The sequence below is a fragment of the Blautia sp. SF-50 genome (assembly GCF_900101315.1).
Taxonomy (GTDB): domain Bacteria; phylum Bacillota; class Clostridia; order Lachnospirales; family Lachnospiraceae; genus Blautia_A; species Blautia_A fusiformis.
The window spans coordinates 151,810-174,405 of the sequence record NZ_FMUW01000002.1; the positions used below are offsets into that span (position 1 = coordinate 151,810).

The window sequence follows — 22,596 nt, forward strand, 5'->3', positions numbered from 1 at the left end:
TTGTTGCCCTGATATAACGAAAGATCATTTTTTGAGTGAACCGTCTGCTGCCAATGAGTATTTTTTTCCATTTACGGTGATGGTTCCGGTCTGCATGATTCCGTCTTCGTCCAGATAATAACGTTTTTTGCCTAGGGTGATCCAGCCGGTCTGCATGATTCCGTCCTTATTGAAATAATATCGATGACCATCTGTGTCGGTAAGCCATCCGGTGTAGGCGGTTCCGTCAACCATAAATTTCCAGTTGGTGCCATCCGGTGTCCAGACTCCGTTTTCTGCCTCCGGCGAAACCTTTTCTGTTTCGGGAATCTCTGTGGGAACAGGAGACGGTGTGGCGGAAGGTGAGGAAGCGCCGGAAGATATCGATGCATCTGTATGGTGATCGCGATCTGAACTTGGTTCAATAGCCGAAATATCGCTGGTATTTATGGAAACTACGGAAGTACTGCTGCTTTCAAAAGGACCGGCCGATGACTGGGTAAAGAGAATACCGCAGATCAGACACAGGAAAACAGCGACAAAGATCAGCAGCCGGTTCATACGTGGAGTATGCTCTGACATGTTTTTCCTCCTGATATTTAAGTATATTTCTGTTTATCATACAATAATGAGAAAGAAAATACAAGAAAAATAACCGGTTGCGAACACGTGGGAAAAAATATATAATAGAACAATGAACGAAAAAATCAGAATCAATAAATATTTAAGCGATATAGGAGTCTGCTCAAGAAGAGAGGCAGACCGACTGACAGAAGCGGGGAGAGTTACTGCTAATGGAGAACTGGTTTCCACAGGAATGAAGATCCTTCCGGATGCGGAGATCTGTATTGACGGAAAGCCTGTAAAAAAACAGGAAAAAAAGATCCTGCTTCTTTTTCATAAACCAAAAGGGATTGTCTGCAGTACCAAGCAGCAGCGGAAAGAGGTAACAGTAACAGAATATCTGGATTATCCGGTGCGGATCTATCCCATAGGACGGCTGGATAAAGATTCCGAAGGACTGCTTCTCCTTACCAATGAAGGAGATCTGGTGAACCGTATCATGAAGGCGGGGAACTACCATGAAAAGGAATATCAGGTGACCGTGAATAAACCGGTGACAGAAGAATTTATCCGTGGTATGGGCGGCGGAGTGCCGATCCTTGATACGGTCACACGTCCCTGCAAGGTTACAAAAACAGGGAAAAACAGTTTTCGTATCATCCTTACCCAGGGTCTGAACCGCCAGATCCGTCGTATGTGTGAATATTTCGGATATAAAGTCGTAACACTGAAACGTGTTCGGATCATGAATCTGTATATTGATGGCCTGGAAGAGGGGAAATATCGTGAGATCCGGCCGGAAGAACGAAAAGAACTGGAGGAGATGCTTTCCTCCGAAAAATCAGAAAAAAGGACGGGAGGAAGCCATGAACGAATCATCCATAAAAAAAATGAAAGAGCTGGGAGAAAAGCTCCGGGAAGCGTCCAGGGCCTATTATCAGGAAGACAGGGAGATTATGTCCAACGTGGAGTACGACGCCCTGTACGACACTCTGAGCGCACTGGAGAAAGAAACAGGGATCGTTCTGGCAGACAGTCCAACCGTTAATGTAGGATATGAGGCAGTGGAGCAGCTCCCCAAGGAGGAACATGAGAGACCGATGCTGTCTCTGGATAAGACCAAAGAGAGAGAAGCTTTGAGAGAGTTTATCGGGGAACATTCTACACTTTTATCCTGGAAGCTGGATGGCTTAACGATCGTGCTTACCTATGAAAACGGAGAGCTTATAAAGGCAGTTACCAGAGGAAATGGTATTGTGGGAGAGGTTATTACCAATAATGCCAGAGTATTTAAGAACATACCTCTGAAAATTTCTTTTAAAGGGAGACTGGTACTTCGCGGAGAAGCCATCATTACTTATTCGGATTTTGAAAAGATCAACGAAACTATCGGAGATGCAGATGCCAAATACAAAAATCCCAGAAATCTCTGCAGTGGTTCTGTCCGCCAGCTGAATAACGAAATTACAGCGAAGAGAAACGTACGGTTTTATGCTTTTTCTTTAGTGAGTGCGGAAGGCGTGGATTTCCGGAATTCCAGGGAGGTGCAGTTTCGGTGGCTGAATGAACAGGGCTTCGAGGTTGTGGAATATCGAAAAGTCACAGCGGAAACTCTGGATGAAGCGATGGATTACTTTGCGGAAGCAGTTACGACCAATGATTTTCCGTCAGATGGGCTTGTGGCATTGTATGATGATATTGCTTACGGAGAATCTCTGGGAACTACGGCCAAGTTTCCAAGGAACGCCATGGCATTTAAATGGGCCGATGAGATGCGTGATACGAGACTTCTGGAGATTGAGTGGAGCCCGTCCAGGACCGGACTGATCAATCCGGTAGCAATTTTTGAGCCGGTGGAACTGGAAGGCACCACAGTGAGCAGAGCCAGTGTGCATAACATCAGTATCATGAAGGAACTGAAACTGGGGATCGGAGATACCATTCGTGTATACAAAGCAAATATGATCATTCCTCAGATCGCGGAAAATCTGACCGGAAGCGGTAATGCATCGATCCCGCATACCTGCCCGGCCTGCGGACAGGAAACGGTAGTGAAGAAAGAAAACGATGTGGAATGTCTTTTCTGCGTCAATCCGGGGTGCCCGGCCAAGAAGATCAAATCCTTTGGCCTTTTTACAAGCAGGGATGCCATGAATATCGACGGACTTTCCGAGGCAACACTGGAGAAATTTATTGCCAGGGGATTTATCCATGACTTTGGCGATATTTTTGAGATCAGCCGGTATAAAGATGAGATCGTGGAAATGGAAGGCTTTGGGCAGAAATCCTATGATAATCTTATGGAAAGTCTGGAACGGGCGAAAGAGACTACACTTCCAAGAGTGATCTACAGTCTTGGGATCGCAAATATCGGTCTGGCTAATGCAAAAGTGATCTGCCGCCATTTTGACAATGATCTGGACAGGATACGTCATGCCAGTCTGGAAGAGGTCAGTGATATTGATACCATCGGGCCGGTCATTGCCGGAAATCTGGTAGCTTATTTTAGGGATGAGGATAATGATCGCCGCCTGGATCATCTGATGAGCTTTCTTCATATTCAGGAGGACAGTCCCAAACAGGAACAGATCTTTGAAGGAATGAATTTTGTGATCACAGGAAGTCTGGTGCACTTTGGAAATCGAAGTGAGGCCAAAGAGCTGATCGAATCCCTGGGAGGCAAGGTTACCGGTTCAGTTACCAAAAAGACCAATTATCTGATCAATAACGACATCCAGTCCAATTCATCCAAAAACAAAAAGGCAAGAGAACTGGGGATTCCGATCCTTTCAGAAGAAGATTTTCGGAAACTTGCCGGAGTGCAGTAAAGGCCGTACAGACTGGAGATACTTTTTATCTGAAGAAAAAAGCCGAGCGGCTCCTTTATAAGAGACGCTTCATATATAAGGAGGGCAAACAATGCCGATCAAAACACAGGGGGATCTTCCGGTAAAGGAGATCCTGGAGAGAGAAAATATATTTGTAATGGACGAAAAACGTGCCATGCACCAGGATATCCGTCCGATCCATATTCTGATCCTGAATCTGATGCCGCTGAAAGAAGAAACAGAGCTGCAGCTTCTGCGTTCTCTTTCCAATACACCGCTGCAGGTGGATGTGACATTTATGGCTGTGGAGAGCCATGAAGCCAAGAATACATCTCTCAGCCATCTGAACAAGTTTTATGAAACATTCACCGATATAAAGAAACGTAAATTTGATGGAATGATCATCACAGGAGCACCGGTGGAGCAGATGCCTTTTGAGGAAGTGGATTACTGGAATGAGCTGACTGAGATTATGGATTGGACTGAGAAGCATGTGACTTCCACGATCTTTCTCTGTTGGGCAGCGCAGGCCAGTCTTTATCATTTTTATGGCCTGGAGAAAAAACCTCTGGATAAGAAAATGTTCGGACTTTTCCAGCACAGGGTACTGAACCGTAAGATCCCGCTGGTCCGGGGCTTTGATGATGTATTTCTTGCGCCGCATTCCAGACACACAGAAGTTCCTATTGCAGATATCCATGCATGCAAAGACCTTACGGTCCTGGCGGAAAGCGAAGAGGCTGGTCTGTTCCTTGCAATGGCAGAGGGAGGACGTAAAATCTTTGTTATGGGACATCCGGAATACGACCGCGTGACTTTGGATGGCGAATATAAAAGAGACCTTGCCAAGGGTCTGCCTATTGAAATCCCGAAGAACTATTACAAAGATGACGATCCAAACAACAAACCACTCCTCACCTGGAGGGCCCATGCCAACAACCTGTATACGAACTGGTTGAATTATTACGTATACCAGAGTACTCCGTATGACCTGTACGGGACACCGGATTTCAGGGAAATTTAAGGAATATGAAATAAGTATTAGCATAAGCTCATAAATCGTAGACAAAGCTATGATTTATGGGCTTATTTTAGATTGCTACTTACGAAGGTCTTTCCTAAAAAACATTCCTACAAAATGTAGGAATAAATGCAATGTTTATGGTATGAAATGCGGCTGGTTTTTTGCATTTATTTTGATACAATCATTATATGAAAGACATGGAACTGAAATAAGAATTCCTGGTTACTGTTCATTGGTAATATTCTGCGAAGCGTGTTACTGAGAACGGAATGAACAGTAACAATTCTTGATGCAGGCCAGAATATGTTAACGGGAGGATAAATAATATGATAATCATAGGTGAAAAAATCAATGGATCCATCCCCTCTGTGGCGGAGGCGATCGCAAACAGAGATGCAGAATTCATCAAGCAGCGGGCACTTGCTCAGGCAAACTCAGGAGCAAGCTATATCGATTGTTGCGCATCTGTTCCGGAAGCAGAAGAAGTAGAAACCTTGAAATGGATGATCGACTGTATTCAGGAAGTGACAGATCTTCCGATTTCCGTAGACAGTCCCAGCGCAGATGTTCTTACAGAAGCTTACAAATTCTGCAGAAAACCGGGTATATTTAACTCTGTATCCGGTGAAGGGGATAAGATCGATAAGATTTTTCCTCTCATGGCACAGCCTGAAAACAAAGGGTGGCAGGTTATCGCACTTTTAAGCGATGATACAGGTATCCCCAAAAGTGCGGAAGATAGGCTGAAGGTATTTGACAAGATCATGGCAAAAGCGAAAGAGTACGGAATTTCACCGGATCGTATCCATATTGATCCATTGGTTGAGATGCTCTGTACATCTGAAGATGGTATTGCGATGAACGTGGAAGTAATTTCAAATGTCCGTAAACAGTATCCGATGATCCACATTACAGCGGCAATCAGCAACATTTCATTCAATTTGCCGGTGCGTAAGCTTATCAATTTCGGATTTTTGGTACTTGCAATGAATGCCGGCCTTGACAGTGCGATCATGGATCCTACAAACAGAGATATGCTTGGACTTGTATATGCAACAGAGGCATTGCTTGGCCTGGATGATTACTGTATGGAATACATCGGAGCATACAGAGAAGGTCTGATCGGACCTGTAAAAAAATAAATAAAACGCATATGCGGAATGCGGATAAAAAATAAAAAGCGGAGGTGTTTGATTATGTCAAAAATCACAGAAGTAGCAGAATTGGTAGAAAAAGGAAAAGCAAAACTTGTAGGTGCAGCTGTACAGTCAGCTCTTGATGAAGGCTGTGAGGCAACAGAGATTCTTAACAGCATGATCGATGCAATGGCTGTTGTAGGTGAAAGATTTAAGAACGGAGAAATCTTTGTTCCGGAAATGCTGGTAGCAGCCCGTGCAATGAAAAAGGGTGTTGAGGTTCTGAAACCACATCTTGCATCCGGCGCTACAGGAAGTATGGGAAAACTTATCATCGCTACTGTAGCAGGAGATCTTCATGATATCGGAAAGAATCTTGTTGCGATGATGATCGAAAGTGCCGGCTTTGAAGTTATTGATCTCGGTGTTGATGTACCTGCATCGAAGGTTATTGAATGTTACAAAGAAAATCCGGATGTTAAGGTAATTGCACTTTCAGCGCTGCTCACAACTACAATGCCGGCTCTGAAAGATACAGTTGCAGCACTTAATGCGGAAGATTTCAGAAGCAATGTTAAGATCATGGTTGGAGGAGCACCGATCACGAAGGAGTTTGCAGATGAGATCGGCGCAGATGGATATTCAGAAGATGCAGCAAGCGCAGCAGTTCTTGCAAAAGCTTTGGCAGCATAAGGGAAAATAAAACGGGCCGCTCTGTATTGTCTGTGCATGGCATAGACGGCAGAGCGGCTTTTGCTTTACAGTGACCATCGGAGGGATGAAAATGTACCGAATAAAATTTATCAGGGAGGAAAAGGAGATCCTGGTGGAACCGGGTACCAGGATCCTTGAGGCGGAAAGAAAAGCAAAGCTGGTTCCTGATGCACCCTGCGGAGGCCGGGGAAAGTGCGGGAAATGTCGTGTTAAAATAGAAGATCACATGGTGCTTGCATGTCAGACGGAAATCCATAGTGACCTTGAAGTAGATACATTGTCCGGATGCCAGGAAGAGGAGATCCTTACAGAAGGAATGCAGAGACCGGTTGCGTTCAGGCCTGATCTGAAACAGAAAAAAGTGATTCTTAAGAAACCGGAGACAGGAGACAACCGCTCTGAATGGGAGCGGCTGACAGAACAGCTGGATGTGGAAAAACCTGTTCTGCCTGATACTGTAATTGCATCGAAGCTTTACGGCTGCAGAAAAGAAGCAGAAGAATGGTATGTGATCTGTGCAGGAAATGAGATCCTGGATATCAGCAGAGAAGAGAAAAAAATCTGTTTTGCGGCTTTTGATATAGGTACCACGACGGTGGTTGGCTATCTTATGGATGCATTGACCGGGAAACAGCTGGCTCTCAAGAGTAGAATGAACCCACAGACTCAGTATGGCGCAGATGTGATCATGCGGGCGGATCATGCTCTGGAGCATGGCGTAGAGCAGCTGACCGGCTGCATACGGAATGCGGTTGATGAAATGCTCCAGGAACTGGCAGAGGAAGCAGGAAGAAGCACATTAGATATCTGTCAGGTATCTGTGGTAGGAAATACCTGCATGCATCATCTTTTTCTTGGGATTTCTCCGGCATCGCTGGTCCATGCACCATATAATCCGGCGATCAGTCAGGAGCTTACACTGAATGCAGAGCAATATGGGCTCCATATCCACAGAAAGGGGCAGCTGCTTATGCTGCCTGATATAGCCGGGTATGTAGGGGCAGATACCTGTGGCTGCATTTTGACGCTCAGACAGGATCAGCAGAACGAGATCAGCCTTATGATCGATATTGGAACGAACGGGGAGATGGTCCTTGGAAATAAAACGAGATTAGCCTGTTGTTCAACAGCTGCCGGTCCGGCATTTGAAGGTGCAAAGATCGAGTGCGGGATGCGTGGAGGAGCAGGAGCAGTAGATCATGTAGTATACAAAAATGGAAAATGGGAATACACGACTATAGGAAATAAGGCTCCGGCAGGCTTATGCGGTTCAGGTCTGATCGATCTTGTGGCACAGCTGTACCTGGCTGGCTTTATTGATGAAAGTGGTCATCTGGAAAGTGGCCAGGAAAAGGCAGGAGTGTTTGTGCTGGTACCTCCGGAAAAGTCGGGAAATGACAGGGGCGTTTATCTGACACAGAAGGATATCGGAGAGGTGCAGCTGGCAAAAGCGGCTATCGCAGCAGGAATTTTTCTTCTTATGAAAAGACTGGAGATCACAGAAAAGGATATTAAACGGGTCTATCTTGCCGGTGCATTCGGCAATTACATGAATCCGGAAAGTGCGGCAGCGATCGGGATGTTCCCGGCTGAGCTGCTGCCCAGGATACAGCCGGTGGGAAATGCAGCCGGAGAAGGTGCCAGGATCGCACTCCTGAATGAAGAGGAAAGAAAAGAAATGGATCGAACTGTCAAAAATATGGATTTTGTGGAGCTGGCAGCTTCGCCGGAGTTCCAGGACTGTTTTGTGGATGGCTTATGCTTTCCGTAATGCGAGGAGAATGGATATGCTTAATATAAAAGAACTGGAAGAAATGGGAAAAAAGGCAGGATTTTCTCATGTAGCGCTTCTGAAGAGCGATTCGATCCAGCTTATGCCGGAGGTAAGGGAAATGTGCAAAAATAATACCTGCCATATGTATGCAAAACGCTGGAGCTGTCCTCCCGGATGCGGAGATCTTGAAGTATGCAGAAAAAAGATAGAAAAGTACAGGGAAGGCATTATTGTCCAGACAGTGGGGAAACTGGAGGATCCTTTGGACGGAGAGACGATGATGGAGACCGAAGCGGTTCATAAACAGAATTTTTATGAATTTGAAAAAATGCTCAGAGAAAGATGGCCGGGCATGCTCCCCATAGGGGCCGGGTGCTGCACAAAATGTAAAACGTGTACATATCCGGATGCTCCATGCCGTTTCCCCGAACAGGCATTTTCTTCGATGGAAGCCTATGGAATGCTGGTAACACAGGTATGCCAGGCAAATGGTCTGGAATACTATTATGGTCCCTGCACGATCGCCTATACCAGCTGCTATCTTCTTGAATAGAACAGGAGTGAAAAAATGAATGACAGAGAACGGGAGGCATATCTGAACAGGATCGGATATGAGGGTGAATTAAGAACAAATAAAAAATGTCTGGAAAAGATAATGGACCTTCATCTTTGCAGTATTCCCTTTGAAAATCTGGAAATTTTTGACGAGGAAAGGATTCCTTCTCTGAGGTGGGAAGATATTTATGAGAAGATCATTGTCAGAAAACGAGGCGGATATTGCTTTGAGCTGAATAAATTGTTTTATGAGCTTCTAAAAGCTTTGGATTTCCGTGTGATCCCTGTGGCGGTAAGGATATTGTGGAACCGGGAAGAGCTTCCGCCGGTCCTGCACCGGGCAACCCTTGTTATTTTTGAGGAAGGAAGCTATTACTGTGATGTAGGATACGGAGGTCCCGGACCCAAGAAGCCGGTTCTTATGAAGGATGGTATCCACAGAGAAAAAAACGGATGGTACCGTGTTAACATGAAGCCGGGAAATACAAACGGAGAGATACTTGTTGAACGAAGGAAAGAAGAAAAATATCTGCCAATACTCAGATTTTCACAGACTCCTACAGTAGAAGCAGATTTTGAACTGCTGAATTTCTATTGTGCAAAATCTCCAGATGTATTAATTACCAGAAAAAGAGTGGTGAGCATCTGCAGACCGGAAGGAAGTGTTGCGCTGACCGGGGATGTTCTTACAATCCAGAAGGAAGATGGATTCATTGAAACGAAAATAAGCGATTCGGAAGAAACCATCAGGCTATGGATGGAACATTATTTCGGATTGGAGTTTTTACAGATATAAGCAGAAAAAAGGACCAGGTTGTCAGGTGACAGTCTGGTCCTTTTCCTGCAGAAGAAAGCAGAGCTGCAGAAGAAGCCGGTCTTTCGGATTATCCAGATCAACCTTTGTGAGTTTCTGGATGCGCTCCAGACGGTAGGTCAGGGAACTTCTATGTATAAAAAGCTCACGGGCTGTCTGAAGAGAATTGCGTTCATGCTCCAGATAGACCTTGAGTGTGTGATACAGCTCAGTATTGTTTTTTCGGTCATAATTCTGCAGTGCATCCAGCCGTGAAGAGACCAGAAGCTCGGGACTGATCTGATGGCTGATCTGGGAAAGCATATATTCCAGAAGATAAGCATCAAAATGATAGCACCAGGCCATGCTCTGACTTTTTTTGCCCAGGCGCAAGGCGGAAACAGCCTGAATATATCCCTGAGGGATCAGGAGAAAATCACGAAATTCAGAGCTTACTCCCATTTTAAAAAGCCCTTCGCGCAGGATGATCGCAAGTGAACTGATAACATCGGAAGATACAGAGTGCTTAAAGGACAGATTAACGATCACAACGATTCCCTGCTGATAGGTAAAAGCCAGACCTTCCGGGATCTGGGCTTCAATGTGTCCCAGTGTGGCGATGGAAGAGTGCATACGGTCATCCTGCTGCTGGGTTTCCAGACGAAGTACAAGATACCGGTCATGGCGATTCCAGTTCAGATACTGGATCTGATCGGTAACTGCCTGTAGTTCTGTGAGCTTTCCGGAAAGATACTCCGTGAAGAACTGCCGGGAGTCATTTCCCATTGAGATTTGGAACAGATTGTGCCGACGGATGCATAGCTCGATAAAGGAGCCAAGATACTCAAGAGCAGAAAAATGTCCGGGCTGTATCTCCGTCTGGAGCTCATCTACACAAAGCCTGCCCTGATAATTGCCGCTGACCCAGAGATTCATGTAGAGGATACGGTAACCGCGGAGCTCTTCGGAATAAATATTGGCGCCGTGGGTGATAAGTGTGCGCTGGTATTCGGCATCAAGCTTGAAATCCTGAATCAGGCTTAAAGGTGCGATGAGTCTACCTGTACGCTGGTCATGGACCCATTCGGACATACCGGTTACGTGCCGGGGAGAAGAAAGGATATAAAAGTTGGTGTCGTGGGCAAAAACCGGATTATGAAATATATCCAGACTGGCTTCCAGCATCTCATTCAGCGGATCGATACTTCCAAGTGCAAGCTGGAGTTTACTGTCCCAGTCAGAATATCTGTCAAAGGTCTGCTGTATTTGGTTGAAGACCTCAGAAAAAGAAAGGGTTCCCTTAATGTGAAGGATCCTGCAGCTTTCGGAAAAGCAGGAAAGATCACCGGAGCCCACCACTACAAATGCGATGTTCTGGTATCGCAGGAAGCTTTCGGAAAGAGAATTGCCGAAGACAAGATAAAGGTAGCATGGCTTTAGCAGGGCTCCTGCCTGATATATGCGAAGACCATCCAGCGTCAGGGGGTCTTCACGGCAGAGGATGGAAACATCCTCTTTTTTCTCCGCAAAATCGTCAGCAATGATCTGGAGATTAAGATGGAAGCCTGTATGCAGGCTATTCACGAAATGCTCTCTTTTGTTCAAAATATTTCCTCCAATTCATAAAAGCCTTGTATTTATAGGAAATTATAACATATTAGACGGAAAATAAAAAGAAAACGGATGGAAAATTATTTGTGCATATTTACAATAATAACTGTACAAAAAGTATGAAGCATTGAAGAAAGAATGAAGAAGTGTGCGGATTTACGAACAAGAAAAAAACAACTATACTGTAATCATCAAAGGTAACGTGAAGTTGTGGAAATGGCCGGTCCCACAAAAAACAGCGAAGGGGGAAAGAAAATGAGTAAAAATGAAATACCGAAACAAGATCCGAAACAGAAAAAGGGTCTTACAAATGCCCTGAAATATTTCTTTGGTGTTGGTGATGCCGGATTTGTTCTTATGAGTAATATCGAGACATTTTACTTTATGACATTTCTGACGGATCTGGCTGGTTTTGCAGCTGGTGTAGCTGGTGTGATCAATTCCGTATTTACCATTGTTGATGCCTGTCTGTCCTGGCTTTACGGAGGAATCATCAATGGCACAAAAGCAAAGAAATGGGGGCGTTATCGTTCCTGGCTGATCATGGTTCCGTGGATGGTGCCGTTTCTGTACGCATTCATGTTCATACGTGTCAGTGATAATGAATGGCTTTCGGCAGTGGTGATCATTGCCGCATCCATCGCATCTCATGTGGCATGGAATTTCAGCTATGTTGCCAATGCAACCCTGATCAGTATTGTTGGTAAAACACCGGAAGACAAAGCAACGCTTGCATCCTCCAGGGCAACCTGGAATAACATAGGCGGTCTGTTGTTTTCCTATATGGGTCTTCCATTTGCAACACTTCTTGCCGGATATGTCGGTGAGAAAAATAAATTTGCAGCAGCAGCTTTCTGCCTGGGTATTCTGATGGTCGTAACCTATTTTGCCCATTTCAAGATGACGGAAGGCTATGAAGAGATTGAAACGGAAACAGCAGGAAAGAAAAATGACAAAACAAAGATCACGATCAGAGAGATGTTTGCTTCCCTGTTTCAGAATCCGCCTCTTATGGTCCTGATGCTGGCAGACCTTGCAAAATGGTGTGTGAAATTTGTAACAGCAGCATCTGCTATTTACTATTTCAGGGATGCAATGGGAAATCCGGGACTGATGACCACTTATCTTCTCTGTGTTGCCATCGGTGCCATCATCGGAGCTTTTTCCATGAGATACATTGCAAAAGCAATATCGTCCCGTACAACTATGATCATTGCTTATGCAGGAATGGCAGTATCACTGTTCCTTGTATATATTTTCTATGGAAATGCAATGACAGTGATCGCTCTTATGACACTTGCCCAGTTCTTCTATGGTATGGCTTTTGCAGCTTCACCCGCACTTTATGCGGACACTGTAGTGTATGCAACATGGAAGAGCGGAAAAGATGCATCCGGATGGATCATGGGATTACAGAATCTTCCGCTGAAGATTGCCGTGTTCTTAAGAGGAACGATTCTCAGCGCCTGTCTTGTGGCGGTAGGCTGGAAATCTGGAGTTGTTCTTGAGGGAACGGCCCGTCAGGGAATGACGATTTCCTTTGCACTTGTTCCGGCTATTTTCTGTCTGGTAGGTCTTCTACTTCTGGTGTTTGGATTTAAGATCACAAAGGAAAAGGTTCTTCAGTATCAGGCTGAGATTGACGCAAGATCATAAAGATAAGTGATCGGGTATTTTGAAAGATCACAGGATAATAAAGGAGGAAGCATTATGTTGAAAGCATCGGAGATTTTACTTGAAACGATAAAAAAGGACGGCAGGCCGGAACGACTTCTGAGACAGTATGAGGGTGCGACCTTTTACCCGCCGAACCCGGCAAATAATTATGTGCGTGGAAACCGTCACCGTGGTATGGAGCCTATGAAGGATCTTTTCGGAACTGAGATCCTCTGGCCCCAGGAACAGCTGGCTGCAATGCCACATGTAACAGAGGACAATAAGGTCATTGATGATATCACAGAATGGAAAGAGCAGCTGGTGATCCCGGATATTGTCGGTCAGTGCTCGGATCCGGCTTTATGGGAACCATTTAAACAGAAGGCACAGGAGATAAAGGATTCAGGAAGCCTTTTCATGGCATTTATGCCTACAGGTGTTTTTGAGAGGCTTCACTTCCTGATGGGATTTGAGGATATGCTGGTGAACTTCCTTCTTGAGCCGGAGGATATGATGGATCTCTGCAATGCCATTGGGGAGTACCGTTTTCAGCTTACAAAGCTGATCGTTGATAATCTCCACCCGGATATCATCCTTTCCCACGATGACTGGGGTTCCAAGCAGTCCCTGTTCATCAGTCCGGACACATGGAGAGAATTTATCAAACCACAGTATGAAAGATCCTATAAATATATGAAAGACCATGGAGTGATCATCATGCATCACGCAGATTCCTTCATGGAACCGATCATAGAGGATATGGTTGATCTTGGGATTGACATCTGGCAGGGAACACTTCCGCAGAATGATATTCCGAAGCTCCAGAAACAGCTGAACGGAAGAATGACACTTATGGGCGGAATCGATGCTTCGATCGTAGACCGTGTGGATTCCACAGAAGAAGAGATCCGCAAGGAGGTCAGAAGAGCATGTGAGGAGTATGCACCACACGGACATTTCATTCCATGTATTACCTATGGAGGTCCCGGTTGTCTGTTTCCTCATGTAGATTCAATTATTGATGACGAGATTGAAAAATATAATAAAGAGGTATATGGAATTCATTAAAAGCGCCAATTGAATAAAAAAGAACCTCAAGGTATGATTGAGTTGCATCTTGGCGGATGTAAACAAAACAATCAAGCACTGGAGGTTCCAAATGAATTATACACAGAATGAAAAGATTGAGCAAGTAACAGATTCAACAATGGTTGTCGGAGTTGATATAGGAAGCCAGATACATTATGCAAGAGCTTTTGATAACAGAGGACGCGAACTTACAAAACGTATTTTTTCTTTTCATAACGATCTGGAAGGGTTCAATTCTTTCAGCCTTTGGGCAGAGACACTTAAGACTGAGAATAAAAAGATTGCAGTTCTGATAAGAGACCTGGTATACAGCCGTGACGGGATCATGAAGCAGCACAACATATCTGCAAACAGGATTCAGAGATGGCTTGCAATACATTTCCCGGAATATCTGGGATTATACACACGATTTGATGCAATAAGCGGCCTGGCAGTGCTTGAAAAAGCACCATTGCCAAAAGATGTGATCGCGCTTGGAGTAAATGGGATCCGAAAGATCTGGCATGATAAAAAGATGCGTGGCAGAGGAGTTACTGAAGATAGGGCAAAGACCTTGGTTGAAGCTGCGCACAACAGTGTTGGACTTGATGGAGGGATTGGAACAAAAAGTGAATTATATATGCTGCTTGGTTTCCAGCACGGTTTATCTTTACGGAGAACCGAAGACAAGTACCGTCTGGGCATCTATTGATCTGAAGCAGCGGCAGCTTTTTGATCTGGATTAAAATTTACATAATCTTTATTTGATTATTTGAAAAAACAGTGCTATAGTAAAGTTGGTTCCGGTAAACGGATGATTTATGGATCCCAGAAGAGGACCGGGCGGAACCAAATTACTGTTGACCGGTCAGGATCTGGATCAGGAAAGAAGGAAGAGGGAAAAAATTGCGTAAAAAATCACATATACTGTTAGGCAGATACCTGGCTGACCAGATGTCTGAGGTGTACAGTCTCCAACAGCACAGAAAAGCGTTTTGCCTGGGCAATATCATGCCTGATCTGAAACCATCGTTTCTCACCACCAGACATGAGTTTTTCGGAACATTCGATCACCTCCAGAATAAGATGAGGGCGCTTGTCGAGAAGAACCCGGAGGAAGAGAATGCCAGAGTATACTGGAGAAGATTCGGTGAGGTCATGCATTATATGGCTGATTATTTTACTTTTCCTCATAACAAAACATACAAAGGAAATCTTGCAGCACATAATTCTTATGAAGCTGAGCTGAAAAACCGCCTGAGAGAATGCATCCTCAGCGGCGCAGCAGACAGCCAGCTGGAAGAAGCGAAGCAGTTTGAAAGCTTTGAGGAACTTGTGGAATATATCCGTGAGCGTCATGCATATTATCTGGAAAGCCCGCGGTGCATTGCCGATGACATCCGTTTTATCCTTCGGGTGTGCTATCAGGTTGTACAGGGGATTTTTCAGCTCTGTGTCAGAAAACAGTTTCATATGGGCGGACAGCCGGCAGTGATTGTCTGACAGTATATAAAAAGCCGCAGTGTGTGAGAGCACTGTGGCTTTTTTACGTTATGGTAAACTCTAAAAAATCTTACAAAAATGTGAATAAAAAGTGAAAAATAGATGAATTGAAGGGGATATCCTACCAGAACAGTTGATTTCACGATTTTCGTATGCTAAAATAAATTGAATTAAACTTTAAGTTATCAAACGGTTTAAGGCAGACCTTTATTATAGGGGAAGTAAAGGGATGTTCAAGGAAAGAAGGGAGCATCTTAATAAATATGAAGAACAAGTACCTGAATAAGTTTTTTTGCATCACGATGTTATCAGCTATGGTACTGGCAGTTCCAACCGGAGTAAAAGCCGCCGAGGAAGCAGATAATGTTGTTGCTGAGGAAGGTGTTTCAGGAGACGGGAGCGAGGTAAGTGAACCGGAGCCAGAAGTTCCGGAAGTTCCGGCAGAACCGGAAATAACTGCTGCACCTGAACCGGAACCAACTACAGCGCCGGAGCCAACAGATACACCGGCACCTGCGCCGACGGAAACACCGGAGCCAACTGCAACACCTGCGCCGACGGGAACACCGGAGCCGACAGCGACACCTGCACCAACGGCACCAACGGCAACACCGGAACCGACAGCGACACCTGCACCAACGGCAACGCCGGAGCCAACCGCAACACCTGCACCGACGGAAACACCGGCCAGGGATGACTCTGCAAAGGTACAGGCGGTGATCCGGAAGATCAAAGCACTGGCAGGCAGAACGATCACAGTAGCAGATAAAGCGGAGATAGATAGCGTACGTGCAGCTTATGAGGCACTGTCTAATACAGAAAAGGCCAAGGTTACGAATTATAAGATCCTGACTGAGGCAGAAGCCAAGCTTGCAGCTGTCGACAAGAACGACAGTGATAACAAAAAAGACAACAAAAAAGATGATAGCAGCACGGAAGATAACAAGAATACAGAGATCACAGATGGAAATAACGCCACAGCAACACAGATCGGAGATCCTGTTTATGTGACAAATATGGTATCCAATCTCCATGCGGGCAAGGATTTTTATCTGGATAGTCTTAAGAGCAATTATCATCTGGCCTTCTCTGATGATTTTGCTTCTGTAATGGAAGAGATCGAAAGAGAATATAAAGAGAAGAACAAGCTTACCGATACGGAGAATACACTTCTGGTAAGAAACTGGCAGGATATCCTTGCTGTTTATATTTACGAAAAGAGCAAAGCAGGAGCAACGTCATTTACATTGGATGCATCCTGCAAGGATGATCTGGCAAGGATCTTTGCGGAGATGAACCCCATCGTCAGGGACAAGCAGGATATTACCAAGATATCCTACGGAAATCGCAAGATCAACTACTACATCAAGAAGAACAATATTGCAAAGGAAGACAGAAGCGTCCTTAAGAAATATGTGGAAACAGACTGTAAGCTTCTTTGTGCGGTAGTTACCGCATCCAAAGGCTTTGTCCGTGAAAGCGTGGGAGACAATGTTTCTGAGGATCGTGTAGATGTTATCACCGCAGCGTATTCACTGGTTGGTAAGGTCGGATATTTCTGGGGCGGTAAATCTACGGTGATCGGAGAAGATCCAAGCTGGGGATCCGTTGAGAAGGTATCTGCAGACGGCAGCAGAAGCTCCGGTACGCTCCGTGCATATGGTCTGGACTGCAGCGGCTTTGTTACCTGGGCAGTGATTAATGGATATAAGGATCAGGGAATGCAGGCAGCAGTTGGAGACGGAACCTCTGACCAGTGGGAGAAGGCCGGTGTTGTCAGCGAAGCAGATGCACAGCCAGGAGATCTGGTATTCCAGAGAGGACCGGAAGCAGGAAGCAACAACCACGTTGGTATCCTGTGCGGAAAGACGGATTCCGGCGACTGGATCGCAGTACATTGTTCCTCAAGCAAGAATGGTGTAACGGTTGGTGAGGCATACAGTGCAAGCTTCCGTTATATCAGAAAGCCATCTTTCTATCAGGATACAACAGCGGAGGAAAATGAGACCACAACTACAGAGAATGATGTTCTGACAGAGGAGAGTGCAGAAAAGCTCCTCACGGATGTGGTTAGATCTGATGCACTGAAGGATGCACTGGCATCCGGTGATACTGTTTCCAGTGACCTTCTTGCAGATTTTAAGAATAGGGCTTTGCAGGAGGATGAGGAAGAAGATGAAGTTGAGACGCTGACTCTGGATAAGGAGACCATGGACGATGCAGTGGATACATTTGATGATGATGTAGAAACACTGGAAATGGAAAACTAAGGGACAGCGATTGAAGATAAGGGCAGTCTCCCACGGGAGGCTGCCCTTTCTTACAATCGCTGCTTCAGACATAGGACATGATATTATGAAAAAAAGAAATTTCTGCCCCATGGCAGCCGCAGTGCTTACAGCTGCAGTGATCCTTCAGCCCTTTAGCGCTTCGGCAGGGGCACTGGGTCAGATCCGCTCCATAGCAAAGAGCATTATTTCAGGCGAACCAAAGGAAGTAGAGGAACTGCGTCAGATGGAGGTTGCCCAGAGCGAAGAAGGGCATCAGGAATATTATTTCAAACAGCTTACGGAAGAAGAGCAGAGAGTATATCGGGAGCTGCTGAAAGGAATCCGTGCCCGGGAAAAGGAGTTTTATCTGACGATCTCCGATGATGACAGTATTGACAGAAGCTATCATGCAGTATTGAAAGACCACCCGGAGATATTCTGGGTCCACAATCGTGAAAAAATCTACAAAACTACGTATTCAGACAGTGATTACTGCGTTTTTACTCCGGGCTATACTTATACAGACAGCGAGATCGATGAGATACAGACGGCCATGGAGCAGAGCTTTCAGGAGGTCAGAGCCCTGATCCCGGAGGATGCCGGTGACTACGAGAAGGTACGCATTGTTTATACGTATGTTATTGACCATACCCAGTATCAGACCGGGGAGGATGATCAGAGCATAGCAGGTGTTTTCTGGAAAAAATCCGCAGTCTGTGCCGGATATGCAGGAGCTGTCCAGTATCTTCTGGAAAGGCTGGATATTCCCTGTATTTATGTGGACGGAAGCACAAAAGGAAGTACAGAGGGTCATGCATGGGATATTGTAAAAATAGGCCAGGAGTATTATTATGTAGATGCTACCAATGGGGATCAGCCGGATTTTTTAAATGGAGATGCCGCACAGCTGGAAGAACATAAGACGATCATTTACGATTATCTCTGCCCTTTCCCGGAAGAATATGAAAAAACCTATACACCATCGGAAGAACTGACAGTTCCGGCATGTACTGCGAAGGATCTGGATTTTTATGTGCTGAACCAGGGGTACTTTGAAGATTACAGCTGGCAGGACATATATGATTATTGTAAGATGAGACTGGATAATGGTGCGGCTGTAGTGCGTTTCAAGTTTGGCAGTCAGGAAGCTTTTTCCGAAGCCTGTCAGGAACTGCTGGATGATGGCGTGGTACAGAATGTGGCACAGTATTATATGAAACTTCACGGACTTGGTCAGGTGGAGTATCATTATGGAGTGATGGATAATTTTTATACCATATATTTTATTTTCTGAAACATCTTCGGGAAGATTTCCGGAGGTTTTGGAAAGAGAGGAGTAAGTTATGAATATGGATATGTTGTCAAGAGGATTTGACATACTGCAGAGAGCAGGAGGTATGGAACAGATCAGCCAGCTGATGGTGATCGTATATGGAGTGCTCTGCGTTTTCGGGCTTTTGAACTGTATCCTGGGATATCGTATCCTCCGGTTCTGGATGATGATCTTTGGATTTATCATCGGAGCAGGCGCCGGCTTTGGTGTAACCTATATGTCCGGTGTTCAGGATAAAATGGTGATCGCAGGTGCCATGGCGGGACTGGGGATCGTACTGGCTGTTGTTTCGTTTCTGATCTACAGGGCAGGAATCTTTGTACTGGGATTTGGTATCGGAATAACATTGAGTATCTATCTGGTCCATCCGACCAGTTCTTTTTCTTTTTTCCTGTGCATCCTTATCGGCGTGGGACTGGGAGTACTTGCTATGCGTTATGCGAAAGGAGTGATCATTGTCGGAACCAGTATACTGGGTGGTGTTCTGGCAGGATTATCCATTGCAAAGATCGCAGGGCTGGCGCAGTTTCCATATGGCGTCGGTATGGCAGCGGGAATTGCGATCCTTGGTATGCTGATCCAGTTCGCCATCAACAAAGACCGATACGATGAGGAAGATGACGAAGAAGAGGATGACGACGATGGAACTCTGCCGGAGGAGACCAGGAAGCCGGCAGGAAGGGACCGTAGAGGAAACAGTCGTGAATACACCTCTGACCGTAACAGGGACGATCACAGATATACATACGAAAACCGGGCAAACGATGACCGGGAAAGCCGGGGTGAAAGACGTTCCCGCAGACCATCTGACAGAGAAGGACGCAACTCTGACAGACGAGAAAGAAATTATGCAGACAGCCGAAAAAGATCCGGAAGCGAAAGAAACAGCAAAGGCAGTTCCACTGAAAGAAGAAGCACTTCCGGAACCTCCGGCAGAAACAGAACCTCCGACAGAAATTATGCTTCGGATGACAGAAGAGGCCGCAGATACAGCCAGAGCAGCAGCACCAGGGAACGAAGGAATGCAGGAACGGGAAGCAGATCCCGCTATGCAGATCCGGAGGATCATGAAGACTATGATCGTTTTGATGAGTCGGAAAACAGGGACAGCTATGAAGATTTTGAAAAACTGCAGCAGAAAAGACGCCGGATGGATATTGAAAATATGGCGGATTTTGATGAGCAGGAAGAATATGGAAATTACAGGAATGACCCGGATCTGATGAATGATGAGGATCTGGATGAGCTTGATGAGTGGAAAGACAACTGAGAAAAATCCGAGGAGTGACAGAAATGGGAAAAGAAGCCAAAACAAACGCGATGAGAATGCTGGATCGAAAAAAAGTAAAATATGAAGCAATCGCATATGACTGTGGAGAGTTCATAGATGGGATCCACTGTGCAGACATCACAGGAGCCCCTCATGATCAGTCCTTTAAGACCCTGGTCATGGAAGGGAAAAGCGGCTGCTACTATGTGTTTGTAGTTCCGATCGAGAAAGAGGTGGACCGTAAGGCAGCCGCAAAGTCTGTAGGCGAAAAAACAGTAGATATGATCCATGTAAAGGATCTTACAAAGATCACGGGCTATATCCGCGGAGGCTGCAGCCCTCTTGGAATGAAAAAAAATTATCCGGTGGTGTTTGACCAGTCTGCCGAAAACTTTGATGAGATCTATGTAAGTGGTGGAAGAGTAGGCCTTACCCTGAAGGTACCGCTTAAAGATCTTCTGGATGTAACACAGGGCAAGCTTGCTCCGATCACCATGGAGTAAGCGCATATAAAACAGATAAAAAAACTCCCCTGACTGCCTGTAAAGGCGGAAGCAGGGGAGATTTTTTGTTACAGAAGCATGGGATTTAGTTATCCTGTGCGTCCTCTTCGTTAACCTGGAATACGTGACGCTTCTTGGCCATTTCGTCGCTGGCAAGATACTCGTCGTAAGTGGTGATCTTGTCTACCAGCTTGCCGTTAGGAAGGATCTCCATGATGCGGTTTGCAGTTGTCTGTACAAACTGGTGATCGTGTGAGGTGAAAAGGATCACTCCCGGGAATTTGATCAGTCCGTTGTTCAGTGCTGTGATAGACTCCATATCCAGATGGTTGGTTGGCTCATCAAGGATCAGGATATTGGCACCGGAGATCATCATCTTGGAAAGAAGACAGCGAACTTTTTCACCACCGGAAAGAACACGGACACGTTTTACACCATCCTCACCAGGGAAAAGCATACGGCCAAGGAATCCACGGACGTAGGTTGCGTCCTTGATCTCAGAGTACTGTGTCAGCCAGTCGGTGATAGTAAGGTCGTTATCGAATTCCTGTGTGTTATCCTTCGGGAAATATGCCTGGGAAGTGGTAACGCCCCATTTGTAATTTCCTTCATCCGGCTCCATTTCACCTGTAAGGATCTTGAAGAAGGTTGTGATGGCCTGCTCGTTGGCGCCCACAAAGGCAACCTTATCTTCACGACCAAGAGTGAAGGAAATGTCGTCCAGAACCTTTACTCCATCAATGGTCTTGGACAGATTTTCCACCATGAGGACCTCGTTTCCGATCTCACGGTTCGGGCGGAAGTCGATGTATGGATATTTACGGCTGGAAGGACGCATGTCATCCAGCTGGATCTTTTCCAGGGCACGCTTTCTGGAAGTCGCCTGCTTGGATTTGGAAGCATTGGCGCTGAAACGGGAGATGAACTCCTGGAGCTCTTTGATCTTCTCCTCTTTCTTTTTGTTGGCCTCTTTCATCTGCTTGATCAGAAGCTGGCTGGATTCAAACCAGAAGTCATAGTTTCCGGCATAAAGCTGGATCTTGCCATAATCGATATCAGCAGTATGTGTGCAGACCTTGTTCAGGAAATAACGGTCATGGGATACTACGATAACCGTATTGTCAAAATTGATCAGGAACTCCTCCAGCCATTCGATAGCAGGAAGATCCAGGTGGTTGGTCGGCTCATCAAGAAGAAGGATATCAGGATTTCCGAAAAGAGCCTGTGCAAGAAGAACCTTGACCTTCATACTACCGGTAAGGTCTGCCATCTGTGTATAGTGGAACTCAGTGTCGACTCCGAGACCGTTGAGAAGAGTAGCAGCATCGGACTCTGCTTCCCATCCGTTCATCTCTGCAAACTCACCCTCAAGCTCGCTGGCACGGATGCCATCTTCGTCTGTGAAATCTTCCTTTGCGTAAATGGCTTCTTTCTCTTTCATGATCTGATAGAGTCTTTCATTACCCATGATGACAGTATCCAGAACCGGATAAGCATCATATTTGAAGTGATCCTGCTGTAGGAAAGAAAGTCTCTGACCGGGGGTGATCACAATGTCGCCCTTGGTAGGCTCAAGCTGACCGGAAAGGATTTTGAGGAATGTAGATTTTCCTGCGCCGTTGGCGCCGATCAATCCATAACAGTTACCCTCTGTAAATTTGATGTTAACGTCTTCAAACAGCGCTTTTTTTCCAACGCGCAGTGTGATGTTATTTGCTGAAATCATATCATACCTCTTTTTTCATTAAATAAATATCGTTTCAATTACATACGAAAGCATTACAATCGTTTCCTATTGTACCGTAAACTGAAAAATTTGCAAGCTGTATTTTCCTTTTTTCGGCTAAATAAAGGAAAAACAGGGGATTACTATGAATCACAGGAAAATAATAACCTTTTATTATATAAAAAAATGGGTTATACTGTCGTATGTGGTAATGAAGTATTCCGGGGATATGGATATCCGGCTCTCTGGCACATCAGAAACACCCAGGAACGTGGCAGATCGGATGGAA

18 protein-coding genes and 1 pseudogene are annotated in these 22,596 nt (G+C 45.4%); 16 read left to right on the forward strand and 3 right to left on the reverse strand.

Translation table 11 applies throughout. From position 1 onward, the window contains the following. Positions 1–24: 24 nt before the first annotated feature. Positions 25–561 carry an N-acetylmuramoyl-L-alanine amidase family protein gene (locus BLP57_RS01975; protein WP_092068977.1) on the reverse strand — a complete coding sequence of 179 codons (537 nt, stop codon included), beginning with the start codon at positions 559–561 and terminating at the stop codon, positions 25–27. A 112-nt stretch (positions 562–673) separates the two neighbouring features. Between BLP57_RS01975 and BLP57_RS01980 the strand changes: the two are divergent. The 8 genes and pseudogenes from BLP57_RS01980 to BLP57_RS02015 form a co-directional block, all read left to right on the forward strand. Continuing rightward, positions 674–1,324, forward strand: a pseudogene (locus BLP57_RS01980) (pseudouridine synthase); the annotation flags it as partial. A gap of 85 nt (positions 1,325–1,409) precedes the next feature. Next, positions 1,410–3,371, forward strand: coding sequence for an NAD-dependent DNA ligase LigA (gene ligA / locus BLP57_RS01985; RefSeq protein ID WP_092068980.1), 1,962 nt, complete (start codon positions 1,410–1,412; stop codon positions 3,369–3,371). A gap of 91 nt (positions 3,372–3,462) precedes the next feature. Beyond that, positions 3,463–4,395 (forward strand): homoserine O-acetyltransferase MetA, encoded by a 933-nt coding sequence (metA, locus tag BLP57_RS01990; RefSeq protein ID WP_015524726.1) that lies wholly within the window; start codon positions 3,463–3,465, stop codon positions 4,393–4,395. Between the two features lie 326 nt (positions 4,396–4,721). After that, positions 4,722–5,537, forward strand: coding sequence for a methyltetrahydrofolate cobalamin methyltransferase (locus BLP57_RS01995; RefSeq protein WP_022426484.1), 816 nt, complete (start codon positions 4,722–4,724; stop codon positions 5,535–5,537). 54 nt (positions 5,538–5,591) lie between these two features. Continuing rightward, complete coding sequence (locus BLP57_RS02000; RefSeq protein WP_015524728.1) at positions 5,592–6,224, forward strand: corrinoid protein; 633 nt, start codon at positions 5,592–5,594, stop codon at positions 6,222–6,224. 91 nt (positions 6,225–6,315) lie between these two features. Next, complete coding sequence (locus BLP57_RS02005; RefSeq protein ID WP_242872536.1) at positions 6,316–8,016, forward strand: ASKHA domain-containing protein; 1,701 nt, start codon at positions 6,316–6,318, stop codon at positions 8,014–8,016. A 16-nt stretch (positions 8,017–8,032) separates the two neighbouring features. Then, positions 8,033–8,572, forward strand: coding sequence for a DUF2284 domain-containing protein (locus tag BLP57_RS02010; RefSeq protein ID WP_049946982.1), 540 nt, complete (start codon positions 8,033–8,035; stop codon positions 8,570–8,572). Between the two features lie 15 nt (positions 8,573–8,587). Then, on the forward strand, positions 8,588–9,370 hold the full coding sequence (locus BLP57_RS02015) for an arylamine N-acetyltransferase family protein (RefSeq protein WP_092068987.1): 783 nt from the start codon (positions 8,588–8,590) through the stop codon (positions 9,368–9,370). 21 nt (positions 9,371–9,391) lie between these two features. Here BLP57_RS02015 and BLP57_RS02020 read toward each other — a convergent pair whose 3' ends face one another. Continuing rightward, complete coding sequence (locus tag BLP57_RS02020) at positions 9,392–10,972, reverse strand: PucR family transcriptional regulator (RefSeq protein WP_092068990.1); 1,581 nt, start codon at positions 10,970–10,972, stop codon at positions 9,392–9,394. Between the two features lie 261 nt (positions 10,973–11,233). Here BLP57_RS02020 and BLP57_RS02025 point away from each other — a divergent pair, with 261 nt between their 5' ends. The 8 genes from BLP57_RS02025 to ybaK all read left to right on the forward strand — a co-directional run bounded on the left by BLP57_RS02025 (position 11,234) and on the right by ybaK (position 20,581). Then, positions 11,234–12,634, forward strand: coding sequence for an MFS transporter (locus tag BLP57_RS02025; RefSeq protein WP_092069167.1), 1,401 nt, complete (start codon positions 11,234–11,236; stop codon positions 12,632–12,634). Between the two features lie 54 nt (positions 12,635–12,688). After that, positions 12,689–13,702, forward strand: a complete 1,014-nt coding sequence (locus tag BLP57_RS02030; RefSeq protein ID WP_092068993.1) for a uroporphyrinogen decarboxylase family protein — start codon at positions 12,689–12,691, stop codon at positions 13,700–13,702. A 91-nt stretch (positions 13,703–13,793) separates the two neighbouring features. Then, on the forward strand, positions 13,794–14,414 hold the full coding sequence (locus tag BLP57_RS17750) for a hypothetical protein (RefSeq protein ID WP_173740492.1): 621 nt from the start codon (positions 13,794–13,796) through the stop codon (positions 14,412–14,414). Between the two features lie 194 nt (positions 14,415–14,608). Next, positions 14,609–15,205 carry a zinc dependent phospholipase C family protein gene (locus BLP57_RS02040; RefSeq protein WP_092068996.1) on the forward strand — a complete coding sequence of 199 codons (597 nt, stop codon included), beginning with the start codon at positions 14,609–14,611 and terminating at the stop codon, positions 15,203–15,205. 263 nt (positions 15,206–15,468) lie between these two features. Then, positions 15,469–17,475: an NlpC/P60 family protein gene (locus tag BLP57_RS02045; protein ID WP_242872537.1), complete on the forward strand. Its 2,007-nt coding sequence runs from the start codon at positions 15,469–15,471 to the stop codon at positions 17,473–17,475. Positions 17,476–17,560: 85 nt separating this feature from the next. Next, on the forward strand, positions 17,561–18,769 hold the full coding sequence (locus BLP57_RS02050; RefSeq protein WP_242872538.1) for a transglutaminase domain-containing protein: 1,209 nt from the start codon (positions 17,561–17,563) through the stop codon (positions 18,767–18,769). A gap of 49 nt (positions 18,770–18,818) precedes the next feature. Continuing rightward, positions 18,819–20,078 (forward strand): DUF4203 domain-containing protein, encoded by a 1,260-nt coding sequence (locus tag BLP57_RS17560; protein WP_059085598.1) that lies wholly within the window; start codon positions 18,819–18,821, stop codon positions 20,076–20,078. A gap of 23 nt (positions 20,079–20,101) precedes the next feature. After that, on the forward strand, positions 20,102–20,581 hold the full coding sequence (gene ybaK, locus BLP57_RS02060; protein WP_092069000.1) for a Cys-tRNA(Pro) deacylase: 480 nt from the start codon (positions 20,102–20,104) through the stop codon (positions 20,579–20,581). 85 nt (positions 20,582–20,666) lie between these two features. On the opposite strand, the gene BLP57_RS02065 is transcribed toward ybaK, so the two are convergent. Then, positions 20,667–22,307 carry an ABC-F family ATP-binding cassette domain-containing protein gene (locus BLP57_RS02065; RefSeq protein ID WP_015524746.1) on the reverse strand — a complete coding sequence of 547 codons (1,641 nt, stop codon included), beginning with the start codon at positions 22,305–22,307 and terminating at the stop codon, positions 20,667–20,669. Positions 22,308–22,596 lie beyond the last annotated feature (289 nt).